This window comes from Iodobacter ciconiae (genome assembly GCF_003952345.1).
Taxonomy (GTDB): Bacteria; Pseudomonadota; Gammaproteobacteria; order Burkholderiales; family Chitinibacteraceae; genus Iodobacter; species Iodobacter ciconiae.
On the sequence record NZ_CP034433.1, the window covers coordinates 817,496 to 840,442 of the forward strand.

21 protein-coding genes are annotated in these 22,947 nt (G+C 48.5%); 16 read left to right on the forward strand and 5 right to left on the reverse strand.

Annotated features, from left to right (window positions below; all coding sequences use genetic code 11):
* Positions 1-5 precede the first annotated feature (5 nt).
* Together EJO50_RS17250 and EJO50_RS03640 are read right to left on the reverse strand one after the other, a co-directional pair.
* Positions 6-311 (reverse strand): helix-turn-helix domain-containing protein, encoded by a 306-nt coding sequence (locus EJO50_RS17250; protein ID WP_206434443.1) that lies wholly within the window; start codon positions 309-311, stop codon positions 6-8.
* A gap of 21 nt (positions 312-332) precedes the next feature.
* Positions 333-719: a hypothetical protein gene (locus tag EJO50_RS03640; protein ID WP_125971675.1), complete on the reverse strand. Its 387-nt coding sequence runs from the start codon at positions 717-719 to the stop codon at positions 333-335.
* Positions 720-944: 225 nt separating this feature from the next.
* Between EJO50_RS03640 and EJO50_RS03645 the strand changes: the two genes are divergently transcribed.
* A complete protein-coding gene (locus EJO50_RS03645) occupies positions 945-2,261 on the forward strand; it encodes a dicarboxylate/amino acid:cation symporter (RefSeq protein WP_125971677.1) in 1,317 nt (438 codons plus the stop codon).
* Positions 2,262-2,389: 128 nt separating this feature from the next.
* Here EJO50_RS03645 and EJO50_RS03650 read toward each other — a convergent pair whose 3' ends face one another.
* From EJO50_RS03650 to EJO50_RS03660, 3 genes are read right to left on the reverse strand one after another with little or no spacing between them, the layout of a single operon-like run.
* Positions 2,390-3,757, reverse strand: coding sequence for an NAD(P)(+) transhydrogenase (Re/Si-specific) subunit beta (locus EJO50_RS03650; RefSeq protein WP_125971678.1), 1,368 nt, complete (start codon positions 3,755-3,757; stop codon positions 2,390-2,392).
* The gene (locus tag EJO50_RS03655) at positions 3,757-4,104 is read right to left on the reverse strand and encodes a proton-translocating transhydrogenase family protein (RefSeq protein WP_125971679.1); all 348 of its coding nucleotides are present in this window, start codon (positions 4,102-4,104) and stop codon (positions 3,757-3,759) included. The genes EJO50_RS03650 and EJO50_RS03655 overlap by 1 nt, the downstream gene beginning before the upstream one ends.
* A gap of 60 nt (positions 4,105-4,164) precedes the next feature.
* Positions 4,165-5,325, reverse strand: a complete 1,161-nt coding sequence (locus EJO50_RS03660; protein ID WP_125971680.1) for a Re/Si-specific NAD(P)(+) transhydrogenase subunit alpha — start codon at positions 5,323-5,325, stop codon at positions 4,165-4,167.
* 457 nt (positions 5,326-5,782) lie between these two features.
* Here EJO50_RS03660 and EJO50_RS03665 point away from each other — a divergent pair, with 457 nt between their 5' ends.
* The 15 genes from EJO50_RS03665 to flgK all read left to right on the forward strand — a co-directional run bounded on the left by EJO50_RS03665 (position 5,783) and on the right by flgK (position 22,912).
* A complete protein-coding gene (locus EJO50_RS03665; protein ID WP_125971681.1) occupies positions 5,783-6,106 on the forward strand; it encodes a DUF2325 domain-containing protein in 324 nt (107 codons plus the stop codon).
* A 242-nt stretch (positions 6,107-6,348) separates the two neighbouring features.
* Positions 6,349-8,997 (forward strand): type VI secretion system Vgr family protein, encoded by a 2,649-nt coding sequence (locus EJO50_RS03670; protein WP_125971682.1) that lies wholly within the window; start codon positions 6,349-6,351, stop codon positions 8,995-8,997.
* On the forward strand, positions 8,994-9,767 hold the full coding sequence (locus tag EJO50_RS03675) for a DUF4123 domain-containing protein (RefSeq protein WP_125971683.1): 774 nt from the start codon (positions 8,994-8,996) through the stop codon (positions 9,765-9,767). The genes EJO50_RS03670 and EJO50_RS03675 overlap by 4 nt, the downstream gene beginning before the upstream one ends.
* A gap of 92 nt (positions 9,768-9,859) precedes the next feature.
* Complete coding sequence (locus EJO50_RS03680; protein ID WP_125971684.1) at positions 9,860-10,819, forward strand: DUF3304 domain-containing protein; 960 nt, start codon at positions 9,860-9,862, stop codon at positions 10,817-10,819.
* The gene (locus EJO50_RS03685; RefSeq protein WP_206434444.1) at positions 10,819-12,990 is read left to right on the forward strand and encodes a T6SS phospholipase effector Tle1-like catalytic domain-containing protein; all 2,172 of its coding nucleotides are present in this window, start codon (positions 10,819-10,821) and stop codon (positions 12,988-12,990) included. The genes EJO50_RS03680 and EJO50_RS03685 overlap by 1 nt, the downstream gene beginning before the upstream one ends.
* Positions 12,991-13,156: 166 nt before the next feature.
* Positions 13,157-13,561: a flagellar basal body rod protein FlgB gene (gene flgB / locus EJO50_RS03690; RefSeq protein WP_125971685.1), complete on the forward strand. Its 405-nt coding sequence runs from the start codon at positions 13,157-13,159 to the stop codon at positions 13,559-13,561.
* A gap of 11 nt (positions 13,562-13,572) precedes the next feature.
* Positions 13,573-13,986 carry a flagellar basal body rod protein FlgC gene (gene flgC, locus EJO50_RS03695; protein WP_125971686.1) on the forward strand — a complete coding sequence of 138 codons (414 nt, stop codon included), beginning with the start codon at positions 13,573-13,575 and terminating at the stop codon, positions 13,984-13,986.
* 19 nt (positions 13,987-14,005) lie between these two features.
* On the forward strand, positions 14,006-14,680 hold the full coding sequence (locus EJO50_RS03700) for a flagellar hook assembly protein FlgD (RefSeq protein WP_125971687.1): 675 nt from the start codon (positions 14,006-14,008) through the stop codon (positions 14,678-14,680).
* Positions 14,681-14,711: 31 nt separating this feature from the next.
* The gene (flgE, locus tag EJO50_RS03705; RefSeq protein ID WP_125971688.1) at positions 14,712-16,010 is read left to right on the forward strand and encodes a flagellar hook protein FlgE; all 1,299 of its coding nucleotides are present in this window, start codon (positions 14,712-14,714) and stop codon (positions 16,008-16,010) included.
* Positions 16,011-16,089: 79 nt separating this feature from the next.
* Positions 16,090-16,830 (forward strand): flagellar basal-body rod protein FlgF, encoded by a 741-nt coding sequence (gene flgF / locus EJO50_RS03710; RefSeq protein WP_125971689.1) that lies wholly within the window; start codon positions 16,090-16,092, stop codon positions 16,828-16,830.
* 85 nt (positions 16,831-16,915) lie between these two features.
* A complete protein-coding gene (flgG, locus tag EJO50_RS03715) occupies positions 16,916-17,701 on the forward strand; it encodes a flagellar basal-body rod protein FlgG (RefSeq protein WP_125971690.1) in 786 nt (261 codons plus the stop codon).
* Positions 17,702-17,717: 16 nt separating this feature from the next.
* A complete protein-coding gene (locus EJO50_RS03720) occupies positions 17,718-18,401 on the forward strand; it encodes a flagellar basal body L-ring protein FlgH (RefSeq protein WP_233702166.1) in 684 nt (227 codons plus the stop codon).
* Between the two features lie 65 nt (positions 18,402-18,466).
* Positions 18,467-19,558 (forward strand): flagellar basal body P-ring protein FlgI, encoded by a 1,092-nt coding sequence (locus tag EJO50_RS03725; protein ID WP_125971691.1) that lies wholly within the window; start codon positions 18,467-18,469, stop codon positions 19,556-19,558.
* 136 nt (positions 19,559-19,694) lie between these two features.
* On the forward strand, positions 19,695-20,552 hold the full coding sequence (flgJ, locus tag EJO50_RS03730; RefSeq protein ID WP_125971692.1) for a flagellar assembly peptidoglycan hydrolase FlgJ: 858 nt from the start codon (positions 19,695-19,697) through the stop codon (positions 20,550-20,552).
* A 98-nt stretch (positions 20,553-20,650) separates the two neighbouring features.
* Positions 20,651-22,912 carry a flagellar hook-associated protein FlgK gene (gene flgK, locus EJO50_RS03735; protein ID WP_125971693.1) on the forward strand — a complete coding sequence of 754 codons (2,262 nt, stop codon included), beginning with the start codon at positions 20,651-20,653 and terminating at the stop codon, positions 22,910-22,912.
* The last annotated feature ends 35 nt before the right edge of the window (positions 22,913-22,947 follow it).

Genomic DNA, 22,947 nt, shown 5'->3' on the forward strand with positions numbered 1-22,947 from the left:
AGAAGCTATAATGAGGGCATACAGGCCAGTGTCATTTTTGGCAGGGCTGGCGCGCCCTGGATTACTGTTCTGCCTGATTCCAGCGCAGCCAGTGCTTGCTGTGCCGCAGGCAAGAAAGACAGGCAGGCGGTGCTGGGAATCGCTCCCCGGCGGTGGCGCTGAAATAATTGTGCACCAGGCTCGGCTTCGAGCAAGCCAACTCGCTGACTGACCTGGGGGTGAGACCAGCTGCGTCTTGCTGCTGCCTGACTAAAGCTGCCGCAAGCCACAATGTCGATCAGTAATTGCAAATCATCAATTGTCAGAGCCATAAGTAAAATCCATATTAATTATTAGCAGTTCATGGCTTCTGTAATAACTGGCCACGGCAGAGAATATGCATTAATCATTACGGGGAATGCAAAATGGCTGGGGCAGAGCGGGCAAGGTGGCTGGGGCGGCGTTTTATTATGCTGGATAACATGCTGGCCGTTTGTGGGTTTTTTCTGGTTTTTCTGCTGATTAGCCTGCATTTTGTTGATCAGCGGCTTACCCTGGCTGGTGCTGGCCCTGATTGGAAGTGCAACATTTCTGGGGCTATACAGGCAGTTTTTTCCTTCCCATAAAATACGCTGGCATAGGCTAAAAACCCAGTCTGCATAACTGTTTGGACTGCATGATTCTGGATTATTAAGCTGCTTTAAATTGCCGCCCATCCCTGTTGTATGTAAATAATGCACATGCGCACATGTAAGACTTGCGGTGTAATGGCGTGAAATTTAAGGCGCATGGTGAGAATTTTTCGCTAATTCAAAAACAAAAATTAAGTAAACTTCAGACCCAAATGGAATCCACTCACTTCTGCTTCTTTTTTAAAAGAGAGGCAGCGTAAAGCGAGAGCTTGAAGAAGCTTGGTCGCTATCCGTTTTGCCCTAGTTTACCTAGTAAGAATACAGAGAGTTCTGATGCAGTCTAAACATTTAACCTTGTACATTATCCTTGCTATGGTTTTGGGGATAATCTGTGGCTATGTCGTGAACCAGTACGCAGATAATTCTGCTTCACTTGCGTCTTTTGCCTCTTATATATCGCTGCTTAGTGATATTTTCCTGCGCCTCATCAAAATGATTATTGCACCGCTGGTGTTTTCTACCTTGGTGGTGGGAATTGCCAGAATGGGTGATAGCGGTGCAATTGGCCGGATTGGTTTAAAAACCATGGGCTGGTTTATGTTTATGTCGATCACCTCTTTAGTGCTGGGTCTGGTGATGGTGACTGTGCTGGAGCCGGGGGTTGGCCTGAATCTGGCGCTGCCTGCAGTGGGTACTGAAAGTGGTATCGCAAAAGGGACAATGAATTTAAAAGACTTTTTGCATCATGCTTTTCCAACCAGCATTTTTGATGCAATGGCAAAGAATGAAATTCTGCAAATTGTTGTATTCTCTATTTTCTTTGGTGTAGCAGGTGCCGCTTTGGGTGAGCGGGCCACACCGCTGATTGATGTGATCGATGTAGTTGCGCATGTCATGCTTAAAATCACCACTTACATCATGAATTTTGCACCCGTGGCTGTTTTTGCTGCGATGGCTGCCGTGATCGCCAAGGAAGGGATTGAGGTACTGGCGGTGTATGGCAAGTTTGTAGTTGGTTTTTATGCAAGTATTTTTGTTCTGTGGTGCGTGATTACGTTATTGGGTTTTTTATTTTTAAGAACACGCGTATTTGGCTTATTACGCCGTATTCGCGGGGCGATTCTACTGGCCTTTACAACAGCAAGCAGCGAAGCTGCCTATCCGCAAACGCTGGAGCAGCTGGAAAAATTTGGCTGTAATAAAAAGATATCCAGTTTTGTATTGCCGATCGGTTACTCGTTTAACCTTGATGGCTCGATGATGTATTGCACCTTTGCTACCTTATTTATTGCCCAGGCTTATGGTATCGAGCTGACGCTGATGCAAAAAATCATGATGTTGCTGATTCTGATGCTGACATCTAAAGGCATGGCCGGTGTGCCGCGTGCATCACTGGTGGTGATTGCCGCTACCTTGTCGCAGTTTAATATCCCTGAAGCAGGTCTCTTGCTGATTCTGGGTGTGGATCATTTCCTGGATATGGGCCGCTCTGCTACCAATGTGCTTGGTAATGCTGTAGCCACCGGAGTGGTTTGTAAATGGGAAAACGAGCTTGGTGAAGAGCACGATGTTTTAGCTGCCGGGGCTGCGCCTGAAATTGCACCCGAGTTTACGGATCAGCCTGCTTTAGATAAACCAGCGGCCGTCTGATGGTTGGATTGCTGTAATAAAAATGGCCCGGATCATTTTCCGGGCCATTTTCATTTGGATGGGCCAGCCACGTTATTTGATGTATTTGAGCGCCGGGTGGAGCTAAAAACCTGGCCGTTCAATATTTCTTAATGCACCGCCTGCAGCATCTGCTCAACGACTTTTTTAGCGTCGCCAAACACCATCATGGTTCTGTCCATATAGAACAGATCATTATCCAGCCCGGCGTAGCCTGCATTCATCGAGCGTTTAACCACCATCACCGTTTTGGCTTTATAAGCTTCTAAAATCGGCATGCCGTAAATGGGGCTGGCCGGATCGTTTTTGGCCGCAGGGTTGACCACATCATTTGCGCCAATAATGAGCACAACATCGGCAGTAGAAAACTCGCTGTTGATTTCCTCCATTTCTACCACTTTGTCGTAGGGCACTTCGGCTTCGGCCAGCAGCACATTCATATGCCCCGGCATACGGCCCGCCACAGGGTGGATAGCATAGCGAACGTCCACACCACGTGCGCTCAGTAAATCACTCAGTTCTTGCAAAGCATGCTGGGCACGAGAAACGGCAAGGCCGTAGCCCGGCACAATGATGACTTTTTCTGCGTTTTCCATTAGAAATGCCGCATCGTCTGCACTGCCGGAGCGATAGTTTTTTTGTGCTGATCCGGCAGGGCCGGCCTCGGTAACGGCGGCACCAAAGCCACCTAAAAGCACCGAGATAATTGAGCGGTTCATGGCCTTACACATGATGTAGGATAAAATTGCGCCTGATGCGCCGACGCAGGCCCCGGCAATAATCAGCACCGGATTATTCAGCGTAAAACCGATCCCTGCCGCAGCCCAGCCTGAATAAGAATTCAGCATTGATACCACTACCGGCATATCTGCGCCACCAATGGGAATAATCAGCAGCACGCCTAGTGCCAGTGCAATACCCACCATGATTAGAAAAGAGGATTGGCTATCGCCCCAGACATACAGCGTGCCAAAGCCCAGAATGGCCAGAACCAGCACCAGATTCAAGCCATGCTGGCCTTTAAAGTTAATGGCTCTTGCACCAAACTTACCTGATAGCTTGCCATAGGCAATCACCGAGGCGCTAAAGGTGATTGCACCAATAAATGCGCCGATAAACAGCTCGACTTTCTGCATGCCACTATGGCTAACACCTAAATGAAATATTGCGGCAATGGCGATCAGTACGGCAGACAAGCCAACCAAAGAATGCATGGCGGCAACCAGCTCGGGCATAGCCGTCATTGCGACCGTGCGGGCTTTATAAGCGCCGACTATGGCACCGGCTGTCATTGCCGCAAGAATCAGCCAAATTACGGGTTTGTCAGCCACAAAAAACGAGGTGATGATGGCAAGCGCCATGCCGATCATGCCGAAAAGATTGCCGCGCTGGGCCGACAGGGGGGAAGACAGGCCTTTGAGCGATAAAATAAACAGCACGGCGGAAATTAAATAAAGAACGGCGGTGAGGTTCTGCATTATCTGGCTTTCCTTTTAAACATAGCCAGCATGCGCTGCGTGACTAAAAAGCCGCCAAATATATTTATGCTGGCCAGAAAAATGGCTGCAGCTCCCAATACGCTGGTCAGGCTGATTTCTTGCGCATTGATATCCACGACCTGCAGCATGGCACCCACAACAATAATGCCGCTGATTGCATTGGTAACGGCCATCAGTGGGGTGTGCAGTGCCGGGGTCACATTCCAGACCACGTGGTAGCCTACAAAAATAGCTAGAATAAAAATGGTCAGGCTGCCAATAAAAGGGTCAGTTGTCAGAGCATGGCTGCCTGCTTCTGCAACGGCGGAGGCCGATTCAATAAACATTGCATATTCCTTTTTGCGGGGCGGGTGAAGCCGCCATGACGTAAATTGATATGGAATTTATCAGGCTGGCTGAGCAAGTATCGGGACGGGGGCTGGCTCGGAAACTTTGCTAAGCACGCCCTGATGGCTAATCAGCGTGGCTTTAATAATTTCATCGTCAAAATGTGGTGCATAAGTGCCACTGCTGTCTTGCAGAAGGCTGATGAAAGCCAGCATATTGCGGGCATACAGTGCGGATGCATCAGCCGCCAGCAGGCTGGCCAGATTGCCATGGCCTACAATCACTACGCCGTTTTCGCTATGAACCACCTCGTCAGCTCTGGATAAGGGGCAATTTCCGCCGCTATCCACAGCCAGATCAATAATCACCGAGCCTGCTTTCATTGCCTTTACTGTTTTTTCTGGGATGAGTATGGGCGCTGTTTTGCCGGGAATTTGTGCTGTACTGATGATGATGTCGGCCAGGCGCGCCTGCTGATCAATTAATAAAGTTTGACGTAGCTTGTAATTATCTGACATTTCACGGGCATAGCCGCCGGAGGTTTCTGTGGCAGCCTTTTCATCTTCACTTAGCGCAACTTCAATAAATTTTCCGCCTAGGGACTCCACCTGCTCACGGGTGGCCGGGCGCACATCGAAGACTTCCACAATTGCACCAAGCCGCTTAGCTGTAGCAATGGCCTGTAAACCGGCAACGCCCGCGCCCAGAATCAGGACACGTGCAGGTTTTACGGTACCAGCTGCCGTCATCAGCATTGGCATAAAGCGCGGGTAGTATTGTGTGGCTAACAATATGGCTCTATAGCCTGCAATATTGGCCTGGGACGACAAAACATCCATGGATTGAGCACGGGTAATACGTGGCACCAGTTCTAATGCATAGGCACTGATATTTTTGCTGTTCAGCGTATCAAGATGGGTATAGCGATGAATATCAAACAGGGCGACAAGGGCTGCATGATCGGGCAGCAGAGGAAGCTCATGTGCTTGGGGAGCACGAACTTTAAGAATAAGCTGGGCGCCCTGGTAAAGCGCTTCCGGGTGTAGAGCTATTTCTGCACCAGCCTCGGTATAGGCCGCATCGCTAATGGCAGCGTGTAAGCCCGCCGTACTTTCTACTCTGACAGTATGCCCGGCTTTGATCAGTTTTTTTATCGTCTCCGGCGTGGCCGCGACCCGGAATTCCCCAGGGTAAGCTTCGGCGGGAATAGCAATCAGCATGTCTGTTTCCTCATGATTGGGAGTAATGGGCAAACAATGGGCGCTTATGTCGGTTTAAATATCGGGCTGCGTCAATAAGGCGCGTTTTTGATCTTATCGCAGTGCAACATAAACTGATTGCAAGTCGTGATAAATTAGTTTCAAGGTGTTGTATTTCATATGAATATGTTCTATTTACCGCATATTCAGATAAGGAATACACCTTGCTTTTGGGGTTTGACGTAGAAGGCCAGACGCTTGAATTTATGTTTAAGGCACTAAAATTAAAATGATCGTATGAAAAAAACAGCCTCTACTTGTATGATTTATCGTGATTTTTTATAAAGATCTAAAAATAACGTTGTTTTTTTGCTTACATTTCATGCAGGTTTATGGTCAATGTGTAATAAAAATGTTATTGATAGTCATTATCGTTTGTAGGAGAATAAATTTAACTTTTCTCTATCAGGATAATGTGATGAACGCATATTTAGTTGGCGCAGATGTACTGGGCAATATCCCTGAGCTTTTATCGAGCTATGGCATCAAGGTACACAAACACGTTTCAGGACGTAATGCCGCACACCAGCGCAAGCCTGCAAGCCTGAAGGGGGCTGATCTTTTGATCTTGTTTACGGATTTTTTAAGCCACAATGTGATGCGTGCATATCGGGAGCTGGCGCATGAAGAAAATATCCGCTTTGTAGCCTGCCGCCGCTCTGTCTGTGCCTTAAGCCAGTCGCTGGATAAAATAGAATGCACCAAGGTCTGCGGTGCTTGCCCAAACAGAAAGACACACTAAGATTGGTAAATTAAATGCGTAAGATATTTGTGTCCTGATAAGGCGCGCCAGGCCCTTGAGAGCCGCTGCAGACTGTTTTGGTTACACTCTAAATAGAAGCCATGGGCAGTATTGTCTGAATATGTACATCATCGGGATGCTCACTTTAGCTTACATATTATTAAAGTGTATATAATGATGTAGTGCTTAATTTTAAAGCTTAATGTAATGTGGTAGTTTGGGTTTTAAGTGATTTATCCCTTATGAACACCACAGATTTACTCGCCTCTTTCGCCGCTGCCTTTAATCAAGATCAGCGCCTTATCTCTCTTCAGCTTGGCGATGGCTCAGTGTGGGGTGAGCAGTTATTGCCCCAGCGCGTAACAGGTAGTGAGGGGATCTGCCAAGTTTATCGCTATCAGGTTGAGTGCCTGTCCTCCAGGGCCGATTTAGAACTTAAATCGCTACTAGGCTTGCCAGTCGTTCTATCTATTGAAAATGCGAATGGTGAGGCGATTGAGCGTTGCGGGGTCATTAGTCAGGCACAGCTTTTAGGTTCTGACGGGGGCTTTGCCAAATATGCGCTGACAGTAGAGCCGCCTTTTGCTTTGCTTAGATACCGGCGCACTTCCCGCGTGTTCCAGGATTTATCTGTCCCCGACATTGTGAAACAGGTACTGGCTGAGCATCAGGGCAAAAATCCGGTGTTTGCCTCGGTGCAAATGCTGGATTTCAAACTCTCCGGCACGCATTCACCGCGATCCTATTGCTTACAATACCGCGAATCCGATTTCGATTTTCTGACACGATTATTAGCAGAGGAAGGCTTAGCCTGGTTATTTAATCATTTGCCGGGCGATAGTCCTCAGGTTCAGTTGCTTGTGTTTGATGATGCTTTTGCAATTGCGGAAGCGGCAGATCCATTTGTTAGATTTCACAGAGCTGACGCCACGGAAGAGAGCGATACTCTGACTGAATGGCAGAGCCAGCGGCAAATCGGCAGCAGCAGCGTGTCTTTGGCCAGCTTTGATTACAAAGCTACCAGCACCAACGAAAGTTTTGATGAAAGTAGTATCGATCAGGGTGATGGCGGCCAGCAGCTGCAGGTAAGTTTTGAAGATTACGACCCCCAATCGCTGTATTATGCGAGTGATGCAGAAGGTTTAAGCCACTACGCACAATTGCGTCAGCAGGCAATGGACGCGCAAAAGAAATCCTTTAGCGGCTCTGGTACTTTACGCAGCCTGCAAGCAGGCCAGTGGTTCCGCCTGGAAGACCACCCCGCGCATGAATGGGATAGCGCCGAGCAGCGTGAATTTGCCGTTACCGAGCTGAAATTTACCGCCAATAATAATTTGCCTGCTGATTTAACCCAGCAACTTGGCTTGGTCGCACCAAGCCTATTGGCCGCTGATGTAGCCAAACCTTATGAGGTTAACTTCACCGCCCAAAGGCGCGGCCAGCCGACCGTGCCCGTTTTTGCCCATACCGAGCACAGCAAGCCCAAAAGCCGCGGCGTACAGACCGCCACCGTCGTCGGCCCTGCCGGATCAGAAGTCCACACCGATGAGCAAGGGCGCATAAAAATAGAATTCCACTGGCAGCGTGCCGCAGAACACCTGGAATTCGGTGCAAGCCTGGATGACAAATCCTCCTGCTGGATCCGCGTGGCCTACCCATCGGCAGGCGCGGGCTTTGGGCATCAGTTCATCCCGCGCATCGGTCAGGAAGTTTTAGTTGATTTTATCGAAGGCGACATCGACCGCCCGATTGTCACTGGCGTGGTCCATAACGGCAGCCACCCGGTGCCAGCGTTTAGCGGCGCAGGCGCTTTGCCTGCCAATAAAACGTTATCCGGTATCAAGACCAAAGAACATGAAGGTGGGCAATACGGCGAGCTGCTGTTTGATGATAGCAAGGGCGAAGTCCGAACCAAGCTATCCAGCGAGCATGGTAAAACCCAGCTCAACCTTGGCTACTTAATTCATCCAAGGACCGATGGAAAAGGTGAGCCACGCGGCGAAGGCTTTGAGCTGCGCAGCGACAAACAAGGTGCGATTCGCGCCAGCGGCTTACTGATCAGTACCGAAGCCAAAAGCGGCGCTAGCGGCAAGCAGCTCGATCGCAGCCCCGCGCAAAGCCAGCTGGAGTCCGCCCTGGCACTGGCCCAAAGCCTGGGTGAGACGGCAACGAATCAGCTTGCCGATACGATTGAAACCGGCGACGACAATAAAACCGTTAAGCCAGATAACAGCGCAGGCAACAGTGCCACCACCGGCCATCTGCACCATCATGTGCATGCCAGCAAAAGCTTTGAAGCTGGGTCAAACACCGATAAAGATGGCAAAAGCCAATCCAAAGATCAGGCTGGTGGACAAAATATCATCCTGCTGCACGGCGAGGACGGCGTGGCGATCACCAGCCCACAAAGCCAGACCATCGCAGCAGGCACTAATCTCGATCTGGTCGCCCAAAGAGACAGTAACCAAACCTCTGGCCGCCGCTGGATACACAATGTGGGCCAGCACATCAGCCTGTTTGTAGCCGGGGTAAAAGATAAAGTCGCACTAAAACTGATTGCCGCCAAAGGCCAAATCCAGCTGCAAGCACAAAGCGATAACGTTGAAATCGCCGCCGACAAAAACGTCAAAATCACCGCCTGCAAAGAAAGCATTACGGTGGTGGCCAAAGACGAAATTCTGATGACTGCAGGTGGCGGCTATATCCGGCTAAAAGGCGGCAACATCGAAATTCACTGCCCGGGGAAGGTAAGTATTAAAGGGGCGAGCCATGAGTTGAGTGGGCCGGCGCAAATGAACCCGCCTTTGCCTATTTTTCCAGATTCGATTTGTAAATCCTGCATGCAACAAGCGAAAGCTGCAGGTAGTCCTTTTGCGAAGAAATCATCATGATTATTAATCCTTATCCTCAAGGCTGCGCGCAGGTATTGCTTGCACAGCTGGCACCTTATTTATCTGCATCAACGAAGGTTTATGCTGTGCTGGATCATAGTTTTGATCCTCATTTATTAAAGAGAATGAGAAATCGGATTGAATGGGTTTCACTTTATCAGGATCGTGGTGCAGATATAGATATTTCTCTGCTGCTTTGCGTGCTTAATAGTGAGAATGAAGCGGAGTTTATAAAGCAAATTGAATTGCTTTTGAAAATCACTAATGGGCAGCCTATGTTGAGCTTTTATTTAAGTGCACTGGATAGGGAAGTAATATTTAGCCATTTTGATCACTACTTTGAAGTTAGTATTTTACCAGAAAAATTAAGTTATATATTGCGCTATGCAGATACACGAATTTTACCTAATTTATTTACACAATTTAGCCCAGAACAAAGTGCTGCATTTTTATCACCATTTAGCTATCTGGTTTATTTTGATCGGGAGGCCCAAATTATATGGCTGGAAGGTGGCAGACAAGCTCAAATCACAAATCAGGCTCTGGTATTGACTGAAGTGCAGTTTATAAAGATGATGGATAAAACGTTAGCTGATCAAATTTTGCAAAATATTCAATTGCTTGAGCTTCAGTCTCTGCTGCCAACAGAGCCTTCAAAAGCCTATGCACAAATAACGGAGCTTTGCGATATTGCCTTGGCTAAGGGAAGTCGTGATGATAGTGATATCCTTAGCTTTTGTGTTGAACATTTACGCATTGAGGCTGCATGATTTTTAAATGGTAGGGTATTTTTTAGTAACGCAGTATTAAAAGTAAAAAAATATACTGATTAAATATAGATCATTTGTATAAAGGATAATAAATGGATTCGCCGGAAAAAGTGCCAGAGCAAACCGAGACTTCAGGTGCTGAGGATGGGTTTAATTTGTTTATGATTGTGGTGTCTTTTTTGAATGCTTTTGCCCTATATGTGGCCGTGACAGGCTCTGGCTATGGCCCTGCGTATTTGATGATTTTTTCTCTTTTTGGGTTATTTGTGAGCCATATCGTGGTACTTATTTGGGCGTGTCAAGTAGAGGCAAGATTGTGGCCTGTATTTAAGTATTCTCTGATGATTAATGGCATTGTTTTTATTGCCATGGGGTTTGCAATGAACGGCCCTGCTGCCCAGGCTGAAAATGATACAACGGGTGGTGAGGCAGCTAATACGATTTCAGCTTCTATTGATTCGGTTAATTATATGCACGATTGGTCAGTAAAATATAAATTGACCGATTTGCGGAGTAATCAGGCTATAGGTGGCAGTATTGTTAGTTTTTTAGCCGGGCCGGGTGGAAAAAATTGCTGTATTAGCTTGCCAAAGCAATGGCAAGCAGGAATGAAAGTGAAAGTTGATTGGCAAGAGGCAGATAAAACGCATACCAAGCCAGATAAATATCAGCGTGAATTAGAAATCCCTCTTTATCAGCAGCCGGGTGATCTTTATGTGCTGTTTCATCCCGGGCAGGAAGTGGAGCTGGTCGTATCCAGAGTGGAGCCGGGTTATCCGGCCTGGCCGGGGAAAATAAAAAAAGATGCAATGGATGCATGTATTGAACGGCTTTCGGAAAAAGAATGTAAGAGGAATTTGCCGAAATATCTTTCAAATTCTCAAGAGCAAATTGCTGCTGATTTTAGAAGGTATTGCCAGCCAGAGAATATTAAGCCAGATGGTGATTCAATGGGATGGGATAAAAAAGGTTGCGCGGAAATGAGAGAGTACTGCATTAAGGAGATGGGTGTTGATAAGCGTATGTGTGAAATAAATTATGAAGAGGACTAATGATGATTGCTCGATTTACTGAAGCATGCAGAGCTTCACCGCTAGATTTATCCAAAGATGAGCTTACTGCCAGATCAAGAACTCAAAATCGTCCTCAATGTCTGTCGTGCGAGCAGGATATTTTCCTTGGTTTCTTTTTTGACGGCACAAACAACAATAAATACCGTGATACAGATGCTTTTGCCCATAGCAATGTGGCGAGATTATACGAGGCTTATTCAGGGGAGCCTACCGTTGCTAAATTGAAAATCCTTAAAAAAACGGCTAAGCCTGATGCGGCAGCGGCGTGGTCTGCTGCTATTCCAAAGGATGAGAAAAAGTATTACCGCAAAACATATATCCCAGGGGTTGGCACACCTTTTATCGAGCTGGGTGACACAGGTGAGGGTTCGGACAATACCCTGGGCCTGGCAGCGTCAATGCATGGTGAGGTGCGTATTAACTGGGCTTTGCTGCAGCTGAGTAATCATATCCATGCCGCATTGATGGGGGGAAATCCGCTGAGTGAGCCGTTGGCAGATGATGGCAAGCTGGCCCGGGAAATGCTGGAGAAATCGTTGGCAAGTGGCGTGCCTAACAGAGGCAGGAGTGTTGTTTTGCAGGAAAGGGCGCGTATGCTGGGCAAGGCCATTGCGCCGATTATTCGGGGTTCTCCCACTATTCGCTCTGTACGCCTTTCGGTGTTTGGTTTTTCACGTGGTGCAGCAGAGGCCAGGGTTTTCTGTAGCTGGCTGCAAAAATATTACAGCGATGGTATTGCGGGTATTGCTTTAAAAATTGATTTTTTAGGTATCTTTGATACGGTTGCCTCGGTTGGTCTGGCTAACTCTGTGCCCATTGGCGGTGTTGAAGGGCACTATGCCTGGGCTAGTGTGGAGAACTTGCAGGTCAGCTCTGCTGTTAAGCGTTGTGTGCATCTGGTATCGGCGCATGAAGTGCGTGGCTCGTTTCCACTTGATTCGATTGGTAGTGGTGCTCAGCATAAAGAGGTGGTTTACCCCGGCGTGCATTCGGATGTGGGAGGGGGCTACCCGCCGAATGATCAGGGGCGCTCTGTTGGCTCAGGGGAGGCGGGGGATGCAAAGAAACTTTCGCAGATTCCATTAGCGCAAATGTACCGCGAAGCTGTAATTGCCAGTGTACCCTTGCTGGGTTCAAAAGATTTTGATGATTTTCATCAAAGTAATTTTAAAATTGACCCAGGTACGGTCAAAGCTTTCAATGATTATATCGGGGCTACACGCTTTGGCAGCGGCAAGCCATCGGGGGTAATGTGGCTCACTGAAACACAGGCTGAGGAGCCTTTGTTGCAGATTATTCGTCGGCACTACGGTCATTTTTTACGCTGGCGAAAAAGTATGCTGGGTAAGGTTCATTTGCTGCCCGGTATGTCTGCTTCACTGGATAGTGCAGCGAAAAAAACGCAGGATCGGCATGATTTACACACAACCGATCTGGCTTTGCAGCAAGAACTAAATATGCTGGAGAAGTATGTCCCTGTTGTTTCCGAGCTCTCTGTCTGGCCGGCTAAAGTGGGCGACTGGAACGATGGTGTTTCTGCCGAGTGGTATAAGCAAGAGGCGGTGTTGCCTGCAAGCAAGGTGTTATTTGAAACTCTGGTTCATGATTCCAGAGCCTGGTTTAAACCCAGCAATTTTAGTGATGATGATCAGGCCTGGTTTAATGAAGGGGGCATGGAAAAAGCACGAAGAATCATGATTAAAAGCATTGAAACCGAACAAGAAAGGGTGCGCTTATCCTACTCTTTGAGTGATGAGCAAATGAAGTTGGTTGAGCATCAAGATTACAAAAAGAATATTGAGCGAATTGAAAATCTGAAAACAAATAAAATGTATCCGGTAAAAAGTGGTGGTCAGGAGCCGATCAGGCTTTATGGCTATCTGCGCTGGCGGCATGTTTTTGGTGTGGCTGTACAGCCTGCTTTGCCGCAAGAGCCGGCCAGTAAAGAAAAAACACGTAAAAGAGCGCTGGAAAAACAGCAGCACGAGAATAATCTGCAGAGCTTGAATCAACAAAATAGCAATGCCAGAAAACGTTATCAGGAAGGGCAAATAAGTGCTCAAGCCTATGCTGAGGCGCTACGGGATAATATTCTTCGCTCGAATGCTGAGCGGCAGCGGCATGCTGCAGCAATGGCGGCTTTAGCTTAAAAAGCCTGATACTGCGTTGTTGATAGCGGCAATAATTGCCGAAGCTTGGTCCTGATCATGCATATAGCCCGCTCAATGCGGGCTTTTTGCTTGGCACAATTCCTGCTTGGTTAAGTGGCGGGAAGCGGTGTGTTGTGCAGTCATTCAGAAATAAAGGAGTTTGGCTATGTTAGGACGTTTGGACGATTACTTTCGCCCGCAGGAGGTTGCTCTGTCACTGCGCAGCCAGCGGCAGGAGGTCTTAGCTTCAAATATTGCCAATAACGACACGCCGGGCTATAAGGCGCGCGATTTTGATTTTAAAAAATCGTTTGAGGCCGCCCTGCAGAAAAATCCGGTAAAGCCTTTGCAGAGCACTGACCCGCGCCATTTACAACCTAAAGACAGTGTTGATTCTCTGTCTAAAGCACTGCTTTATCGTAATCCAAGACAATCCGGTATCGATGGTAATACGGTGGATATGAATGCGGAAATGGCTGCATTTACTGATAACTCAATTCGTTATCAGGCGGGAATTACGTTTATGCAAAAGCGGATTGAAGGCATGCGTACTGCGCTTACCGGCCAATAAAGGATTAAATCATGTCGATGTTCAGAGTGTTTGATATTGCTTCTTCTGCGATGCATGCACAGACCACGCGCTTAAATACGGTGGCATCCAATTTGGCTAATGTGGAATCGGTGACCAGCTCGAATGGCCAGCCTTATCGTGCCAAGCAGGTGGTGTTTCAATCGGCGCCGATTGCAGGCGGCGGAAAAGGGGCTGTGGGTGTGCAGGTCGCTGATGTGATCGAAGATCAATCACCACCCAAGCTGGTCTATGACCCCAAAAATGTGCTGGCAGATGCCAATGGTTATGTGGCAATGCCCAATGTGAGCGTGGTGGAAGAAATGACCAATATGATTTCGGCTTCACGCTCTTATCAAACCAATGCCGATGTGATGAATACGGCTAAAACGCTGCTGCTGCGCACATTAGCGCTCGGCCAGTCCTGATTAAACGCTCTGGAGATGCATGATGGTTCCTCGCACAACGATTAATTCGACGACTGACTATTCGGCGATTAATAAAAAAGTAGACAGCAAAGCATCTGCTGCAGATCAGCAGCAGGATCGTTTTCTTAAGTTGCTGGTTAAACAGCTGCAGAGCCAGGACCCGATGAATCCGATGGATAATGCGGCGACTACCAGTCAGATGGCGCAGATTAGCAGTGTAACGGGGATCGAAAAACTCAATGCCACGATGCAATCGATGATGGCGAGTTTTGCTTCGGCACAAAGTTTTCAGGCTGCTGCATTGATTGGCAAAGAGGTACTCACGCAGGGCAATCAGATGAAATTTGACGGCACTAAGCCAATTGATGCCCGGGTTGATTTACCGGCTGGCGTGAGCAATATCAAGGTGACGATTACAGATAAAAATGGCGCTGTGGTGGATAAACTGACTTTACCCCAGCAATCGGGCGGAGCCGCCGGTGTGGTGTGGGATGGAAAGCTGGAAGGTGACAGGTTGGCTGCAGCTGGTGATTATTTTATTTCTGCAACTGGCCTGAAAGATGGCAAGGAAATTGCTTTAAATACCCTGACCTGGCAAACGGCAAGCAGCGTTGAGCTGGCCAAAACGGGCGTGAATATCATGTTGGGCAGTCAGAAAACGGTTGCATTTAGCGATGTGAAACAAATCCGCTAGTCGTGGACTTGAACAAGGTGAGGTTAGGGTTATGGGTTTCCAGCAGGGCTTGAGTGGTTTAAGTGCGTCGTCCAAGAGCCTGGACGCAATTGGCAATAATATTGCCAACTCCAATACGGTGGGTTTTAAGCAATCGCGTTCAGAGTTTGCAGATATGTATGCAAATTCTTTTGCTACTTCATCCACTATTTCCGGGATGGGGGCGCGCACGGTTGCGGTGACTCAACAATTTGCTCAGGGCAATGTAACGTCCACAAATAACCCGCTGGATATTGCAATTACCGGCAATGGTTACTTTCGCATGGTTGACGGCGAGTCTGTAAGCTACACCCGAAATGGCCAGTTTCAAGTCAATAAAGACGGGTTTATTGTAGGGAACACCGGGCAGAAGTTAACCGGCTGGCCATTTGAGATTACTGCTAATGCTTTGCAAAAAGGGGGTACACCAGCACCTTTACAGCTCTCGAATGGAAATATCGGTGCAAAAACCACAGGCTGGACCGAAGTGGCTGGGCTGGGTGTGAGCGCCGGTTTGCAGTTTGGAATGAATCTGGATGCCAGCCAGCTTCCTAAAGACAGAACAAATCCTCTGGCGACTAATTATGTGGGAGCGCTTAATCCTACCGATATTAAGACGTTTACCAATTCAACTTCGGCACAGGTTTATGATTCCCAGGGTGTAGCACATGCGTTGACGATTTATTTTACTAAAATGTCACCCAATACCTGGGAGGTCAGGACACGGTTTGATAGTGATCCGGTTTCAGCTCCAAACGATCCGATTACCGGTTTGCCGTACCCTGATGTTGTTTTTGATTCAAACGGTAACCTGATCGACAATACCCCTCTCACATTTAGCACAACGCTAACCTCCGGTGCGACTTCACCGCTGGCTTTTCATATCGGTCTGGATGGAACAACCCAGTACGGTAGCCCGTTTGGTGTGAACAGCCTCAAGCAAGATGGTTACCCCGATGGTGTATTGACCGGTGTAGCTATCGATCGGGAAGGCGTGATACTGGGTAAATACTCCAATGGGCAAAACAGAGCCATTGGCCAGGTGACTCTGACTAACTTTACCAATTCCCAGGGCCTGCAAAACCTGGGGGATAATCGCTGGGCCGAAACATTTGCTTCGGGTCAGCCCAGAACCAATGACCCCGGCACCAGTGATCTGGGCACGCTTCAGTCTGCATCTGTGGAAGATGCAAACGTTGACCTGACTGGCGAGCTGGTAAATCTCATTACTGCCCAGCGTACATATCAGGCCAATGCGCAAACTATCAAAGCGCAGGATACTATTTTGCAAACGATTGTGAATTTGCGTTAATAAATTAATTTTCTGGTGCGGGCCTGGTTATTGTGTCCGCGCCTTTCTTGTGATCTTCCCTGTGCCCGAGTGAAAATCGATGGATCGTATGTTGTACATTGCAATGACCGGCGCCAAGCAGACGATGCTGCGCCAGGCCTCTGTTGCTAACAATTTGGCGAATGTAGCTACTCCGGGCTTCAGGGCCGAGCTGACTGCGGCACGTGCAGTACCGGTTATTGGCGGTTCAGGTATGCCGAGCCGGGCTTATGTTGTGGAGCAGACAACTGGTGCTGATTTTACTCCGGGCATTGTGCAGCAGACCGGGCGGCCACTGGATGTTGCGGTGAATGGTGAAGGCTGGCTTGCCGTACAAACACCAACAGGTGAAGCGTATACGCGTAATGGTGGGTTTGAAATTGATGCTGCGGGTCTGTTAAAAACACGTAGCGGTCTGGTTGTGCAAGGGGAAAGCGGCCCGCTGACTATTCCGGAAAACACTCGGATTACGATTGCAAAAGATGGCACGATCAATGGCGCGCCTTTTGATAATCCTGCTCAGGCGGTAGAGATTGGCAGGCTTAAACTGGTAAATCCACCCGAGCGTGAATTGGAAAAAGGCAGTGATGGCTTGTTTCGTCAAAGAAATGGCGAGGTGGCACAGGCGGATGCTGGTGTGAAACTTGCTTCTGAGTCTTTAGAGGTGAGTAATGTGAACCCGGTTGATCAGCTGGTGCAAATGATCGGCTCACAACGCCAATATGATTTACAGATCAAAATGATGCAAACTGCAGACCAGAATGCAAGAAGTGCAGCGCAGCTGTTAACACTGACAGGCTGATCTTGGTGAATCGGTGTTTATAAATAAAAAGCAGGGTGCGTTGTGTGCGCCCGATGGTCAATAAAAACAATAGGAAGTACGCATCATGATGCGCTCGCTGTGGATTGCTAAAACCGGCATGGATGCCATGCAGATGAATGTAGATGTCATCTCGCATAATTTGGCCAACGTCAGTACCAATGGTTTTAAGCGTGAGCGCGCGGTGTTTGAAGATCTGCTCTATCAGAATCTGCGTCAGCCCGGTGGCTCAACCAGTGCACAAACCCAGCAGCCAACGGGGTTGCAACTGGGAACGGGTGTGCGCCCCGTGGCCACTGCACGTATTCATATGCAGGGTAATTTGCAGTTAACCGATGGCACTTTGGATGTGGCAATTAATGGCCAGGGCTTTTTGCAAATTGCCATGCCAGATGGTACGACCGCCTATACGCGTGATGGCTCTTTTCAGGTGGATAGCCAGGGAGCCGTTGTTACGGCCAGTGGTTATGCTCTGCAGCCCGCTTTACAAGTGCCGCAGGGTACAACCAAATTAACAATTGCAAAGGATGGTACGGTAACGGCGATTGTGAATAACGATGCTGCGGCACCTGTGCAGCTGGGAAATATTCAGCTTGCTACCTTTATCAATCCGCCAGGCCTGCAATCTGTGGGTGAAAATCTGTACTTGGAAACAACCGCATCAGGTGCGCCAACTGTGGGTACGCCGGGAACAAATGGTCTGGGCGCGCTAAACCAGGGCTATGTAGAGACATCCAACGTGAATGTAACCGAAGAGCTTATCAATATGATTCAGGCTCAGCGATCATTTGAAATTAACTCGAAAGCGATTAAAACCTCTGATGAAATGCTGCAAAAACTGACGCAGCTCTAGCTTTGAAAGGATTGAAATGATTGCTCGCTTCGCCGTTGCGGCAATGATTGCCGTTTTGCTTGCCGCTTGTACTACGCCTCCTTCGGTGGTTACTCAGCCAACCACGGCAAGACCTGCACAGCCTGTGGTTGCAAGCATCAATAATGGCTCCATTTTTCAGCCCAATAGCTCGCGTTTACTGTTTGAAGAGCGCGTTGCCCGCAATATTGGCGATTTGCTTAATATCACCATCGAGGAAAACCTTTCTGCGGTTAATACCTCAAATAGCAGCAGCAATAAAGCGGGCTCGCTTGATTACAGTACAGCCGGCAATATTCCCTTGCTTCCATGGAGCATTGAGCAATACTTTTCACGGGAAGCTTCTGCGGCTGTTAAGTTAGCAGGGACAAATAAATTTGAGGGTAAGGGGGCAACCAATAGCACCAACACCTTTAAAGGTACGATTGCCGTGACGGTGGTTGATTTGCTGGCAAATGGTAATTTGATTGTGGGCGGCGAAAAGCAGGTTGCAGTGAATAACCAGATTAATACTTTGCGTTTTACCGGGGTCATTAACCCGCTGGACATCAAGGCAGGGAATACGATTTCATCCAATAAAGTGGCTGATGCACGTATCGAGCAGCTGGGTGTTGGCTCTATGGCCGATGCTAATACCATAGGCTGGCTGCAGCGCTTTTTTTTAAGTGTGATGCCGTTCTGAATCTGTTGTCCGGGTTGGGCATAGATGGTTTTGATCTGATTGACCGCTCTTAATAGGTTGTGTGTATGTCCCGGTTTGCCCTGATCTGCTGCTTTTTATTTACGCTTGTGCCCGTTCACGCTGAAAAGCTGAAAGAGCTGGCGTCCGTTGCCGGTGTGCGTAATAACCAGCTGGTGGGTTATGGTTTGGTGGTGGGGCTGGACGGGAGTGGGGATCAAACTACGCAAACGCCGTTTACCGTGCAATCGGTTGTGAATATGCTGACTAATCTGGGTATTCAAGTGCCTAGTGGTGGTAATTTGCAGCTCAAAAACGTAGCCGCCGTCACGGTTACATCTACCTTGCCTGCCTTTGCAAGGCCTGGCCAGCCGCTGGATGTGACCATTGCCTCGATCGGTAATGCAAAATCCCTGCGTGGTGGCACATTGCTGATGGCACCGCTAAAAGGTGCCGACGGGCAAATTTATGCGATGGCCCAGGGCAATATTATTGTGGCCGGAGCTGGCGCATCGGCGGGGGGCTCCAGCACTCAGGTGAATCAGCTGGCTACCGGGCGTATTCCGTCAGGGGCGACGGTTGAAAAATCGGTGCCTACGCTACTGGGTAATGGCGAGTTTGTTCAGCTGGAGCTGCTGACTACAGATTTTACAACCGCCAATCGTGTTGTGAATGCAGTGAATACACAGTATCCGGGTACGGCCGTGGCCTTGGATGGGCGCGTGATTCAGGTCCGTGCACCTCAGGACAATAATTTACGTGTGGCTTTTTTATCTCGCCTGGAAAATATCGATGTCACTCCGGCAGAATCGGGGCCCAAGGTTATTATCAATGCCCGTACGGGTTCGATTGTGATGAATCAGTCGGTTAAGCTCGATAGCTGTGCAATTTCCCATGGTAATTTAACGGTGACCATTACCGCAGATAATACGGTGGTGCAGCCTAATCCCTTGGCCGGTGGAAAAACCGCAAAAGTACAAAATGCAGATATCCAGATTCAGGCTGATAAAGGGCCGATTGCCCGCCTGCCTAAATCCAGCACGCTGCGTGACGTGGTACGTGCGCTTAATGCAGTGGGAGCAACGCCGCAGGATTTGCTGGCAATTTTGCAGGCGATGAAAGCGGCAGGCAGCTTGAAAGCCGAGCTGGAAGTAATTTGATGGTTGATATTATTTAAGCGCTGCTTAGTCTAAGCAATTAATTCATTATATTTTTCTGATACCCCGCTACCTGATCATTACTCCGGCATAGTTATTGCTTGATACTTGCTTAATCCTTTATGAAGCGCAGCCCAGAATGATCTCCTCTGCTCATCCTTCCAGCAATGATCTTGCCATCGATGTTCGCGGCGTGGATAGCTTGCGCCAGCTGGCACGTAAAGATCCTAATCAGGCTGCGCTCGCTGTTGCGCGTGAGTTTGAAGCTTTACTGACTAGCCAGATGCTGAAATCAATGCGCGAGGCAACCCCTAAATATGATGAGATGGAATCTGGCACTGCGGAGATGTTTCGCAGTATGCATGATCAGCAGTTGAGCCAGATGTGGTCCAAGCAGGGTGGCGTAGGATTTGCCGAATCGATTGTGCGGCAGATTGAGCTGCAACGTGATCCTTCGCTTTATCAAAAACCTTCTCCTGCATTTCACCATACTTTGCCAGCGGCAAAAGCCGCCGAGTCTTCGGCAAAAGATGCCGTTTTAAGTGGCCATTCTTTTGCTTCCACGCTGGCTGGCAATGCAAGCTCTGCCGCAGCATCTTTAGGTGTCTCGCCGCACGTGCTGGTTGCGCATGCGGCGCTGGAGTCGGGATGGGGGAAAAAGCCCATTAAAGATTCGGAAGGGGGAGATAGTCACAATTTGTTTGGTATTAAGGCAAGCAAAGACTGGAAAGGCAAAACGGCCGATATTACTACCACCGAGTTTGTGGGCGGGCAGGCGCAAAAGCGGGTTGAGCGTTTCCGGGTTTATGATTCTTATGCAGATTCGTTTAATGATTACGCCAGCCTGATCAAGCGTCGTTATGCCGATGCCGTAGGACAGGGAGCTGATGCGCAGGCTTATGCGCGTGCCTTGCAATCGGGCGGGTATGCAACTGATCCGCAATACGCGAATAAATTAGCACAGGTCGCCGAACAATTACGCCGCCAATTAGCATAAGGGGTCAGTTTTTGATGGCCCGGCAGCTGCGGGTGTTTAGAGCGGTCTTTAAGTATTGGCCATTTGTGCCGATAAAATAGTAGCAAAGGAGTGGCATCATGGGCGCCAGTGTTTTTGGTATTGGTTTAAGTGGCTTAAATACAGCAAGCCTGGGTTTGAGCACAACGGGTCATAATATTGCAAATGCCAATACACAGGGCTATTCACGCCAGAGTATCAAGCAAAGCGCTCCCTATCCCCTGTATACGGGGAATGGTTTTACAGGTTTGGGGGTGCGTGTTGATACGGTGCAGCGCTCTTATGACGAGTTTTTAACCAAGCAAGTGCAATCGGCTACTTCACAAAATAGTTATTACGACACGTATCTGGCCGAGATCAAGCAAGTTGATAATCTGGTGGCAGACCCTGCTGCCGGCGTGTCGCCTGTTTTGCAGTCATTTTTTAGTGCTGTGCAGGGAATCTCTACGAACCCTGCATCTTTGCCCGCCCGGCAATCTTTGATGAGTAATGCTCAGGGGCTGGTGAACCGTTTTCAGGTGTTTGACCAGCGTCTTTCTGAAATGCGTGCAGGGGTAAATGGTAATTTAGTTAGTGCCGCAGATCATGTTACGGCCCTGTCGAAACAAATAGCCCAGATTAACGGGCAAATTGTTATATCAAGCGGTAGCGGACAATTGCCCAATGATTTGCTGGATCAGCGTGATCAAATGGTGCTTGATTTAAATAGCCTGGTAAAGGCAACTTCAATTAAACAAAGTGATGGCTCTATTAACGTTTTTATCGGTAATGGGCAAAACCTGGTTGTAGGGGGGACGGCCTATTCAATTGCGGCCAAGCCTTCGACGGCGGATCCGCAGCGGCTTTCGATTGTGTACACCCAAGGTTCTATCGATGTGGAAATTCCCGAAGATATGCTAACTGGCGGGCAATTGGGGGGATTACTGGAGTATCGGGGTAAAACGCTGGATTCTGCGCAAAATTCGATTGAGCGTATGGCTCTGGTACTGGGTCAGACATTTAATGCCCAGATGCGCCAGGGGCAGGATTTGTACGGCAATATGGGTACAAACTTTTTTGATTACCAGCAGAGCAGCGTGTCATTTAATCATACGGTCGCCGGGGTGAGTACGGTGTTTGCAACGGTTGGTTTACCTGTTGGAGTGAAAAGTGTGACGAGTGATTATTCGCTCACTTTCACCGGTACGGCAGGGAGTGAATACAGCATCACACGCTTGTCTGATAATGTTAGTCAAACGGTGAGTGCCGCAGTGATGGGAACGAACCCGACAGTCTTAGGCTTGAGCTGGAGTGTGCCCGGGGTGATGGCAGCAGGAGAAACGTTAGGGGTGAGTATGCCTCCGGCTATAGGCAATGTTTTATCCAACCTGAATAACACGGCGGCAGTTCCACCCGCTCTGGCTCCTTTGCTGGGTGGGTATATCGAGGATGTGAGCAAGGTTCAGCCTAGTGATTACGAAGTGTTCTTTAATGGCACAGATTATCAGGTAACAAGGCAGTCAGATGGCCAGCGTACCCAGATTACGGGGGCGCAATTTACCAATAATGCTAACGCAATCAGTGTGGATGGCTTGCACCTGAGTTTTTCCCAGGGAGTCCCCACGACCGGAGACCGGTTTACTGTTCAGCCCTATGTTGGTTTTAGCCGGGGACTGAGTATTAAGCCTACAGACCCCCGGGTGATTGCGGCAGGTCTCCCTATTCTTTCGGATACGCAGCGCACCAATACAGGCACAGGAAAAATCGGGCAAGTTGGTATTGATTCTGCCTCTACTGTGACAACGCAATCTGCGGTAAGTCCCCAGCTAAAAAATCAGGTTGATATCATGTTCTCGGTACCAACCGTAGGCCCACAGGCCGGCATTTTATCGTATAGCCTCGCTGATACTGTTTCTGGTGCAACAGCTGGCCCTTTGACCTATGTGGCAGGGCAAACAATTGCGTATAACGGCTGGAATGTAAAGATAGATGGTCAGCCTGCTCAGGGAGATAAGTTCTCTGTTAAAGCAGGCACTTCTCTGGACGCAGACGGGCGCAATGCTTTAAAACTGGGTGAATTGCAATCCAAAAAAATAATTGATGGTGGCAAGGCCAACTATCAGGAAGCATATGGGCAGATGGTGGCGGTGATTGGCGCAAAAACCAATGAAGTTACTATTATGTCAACGGCACAAACGGAAGTACTAAAACAGGCTGGAATTTCCCGTGATTCTGTTTCAGCGGTTAATTTGGATGAAGAAGCCGCTAATTTATTGCGCTATCAACAGGCTTATCAGGCATCAAGCAAAGTGATTCAAATTGCCCAGCAAGCATTTGATGCCATTGTGCGTATTGGTGGTTAACAGGTGTAAATGGTTGTTGTTTGGCATTTATAAGG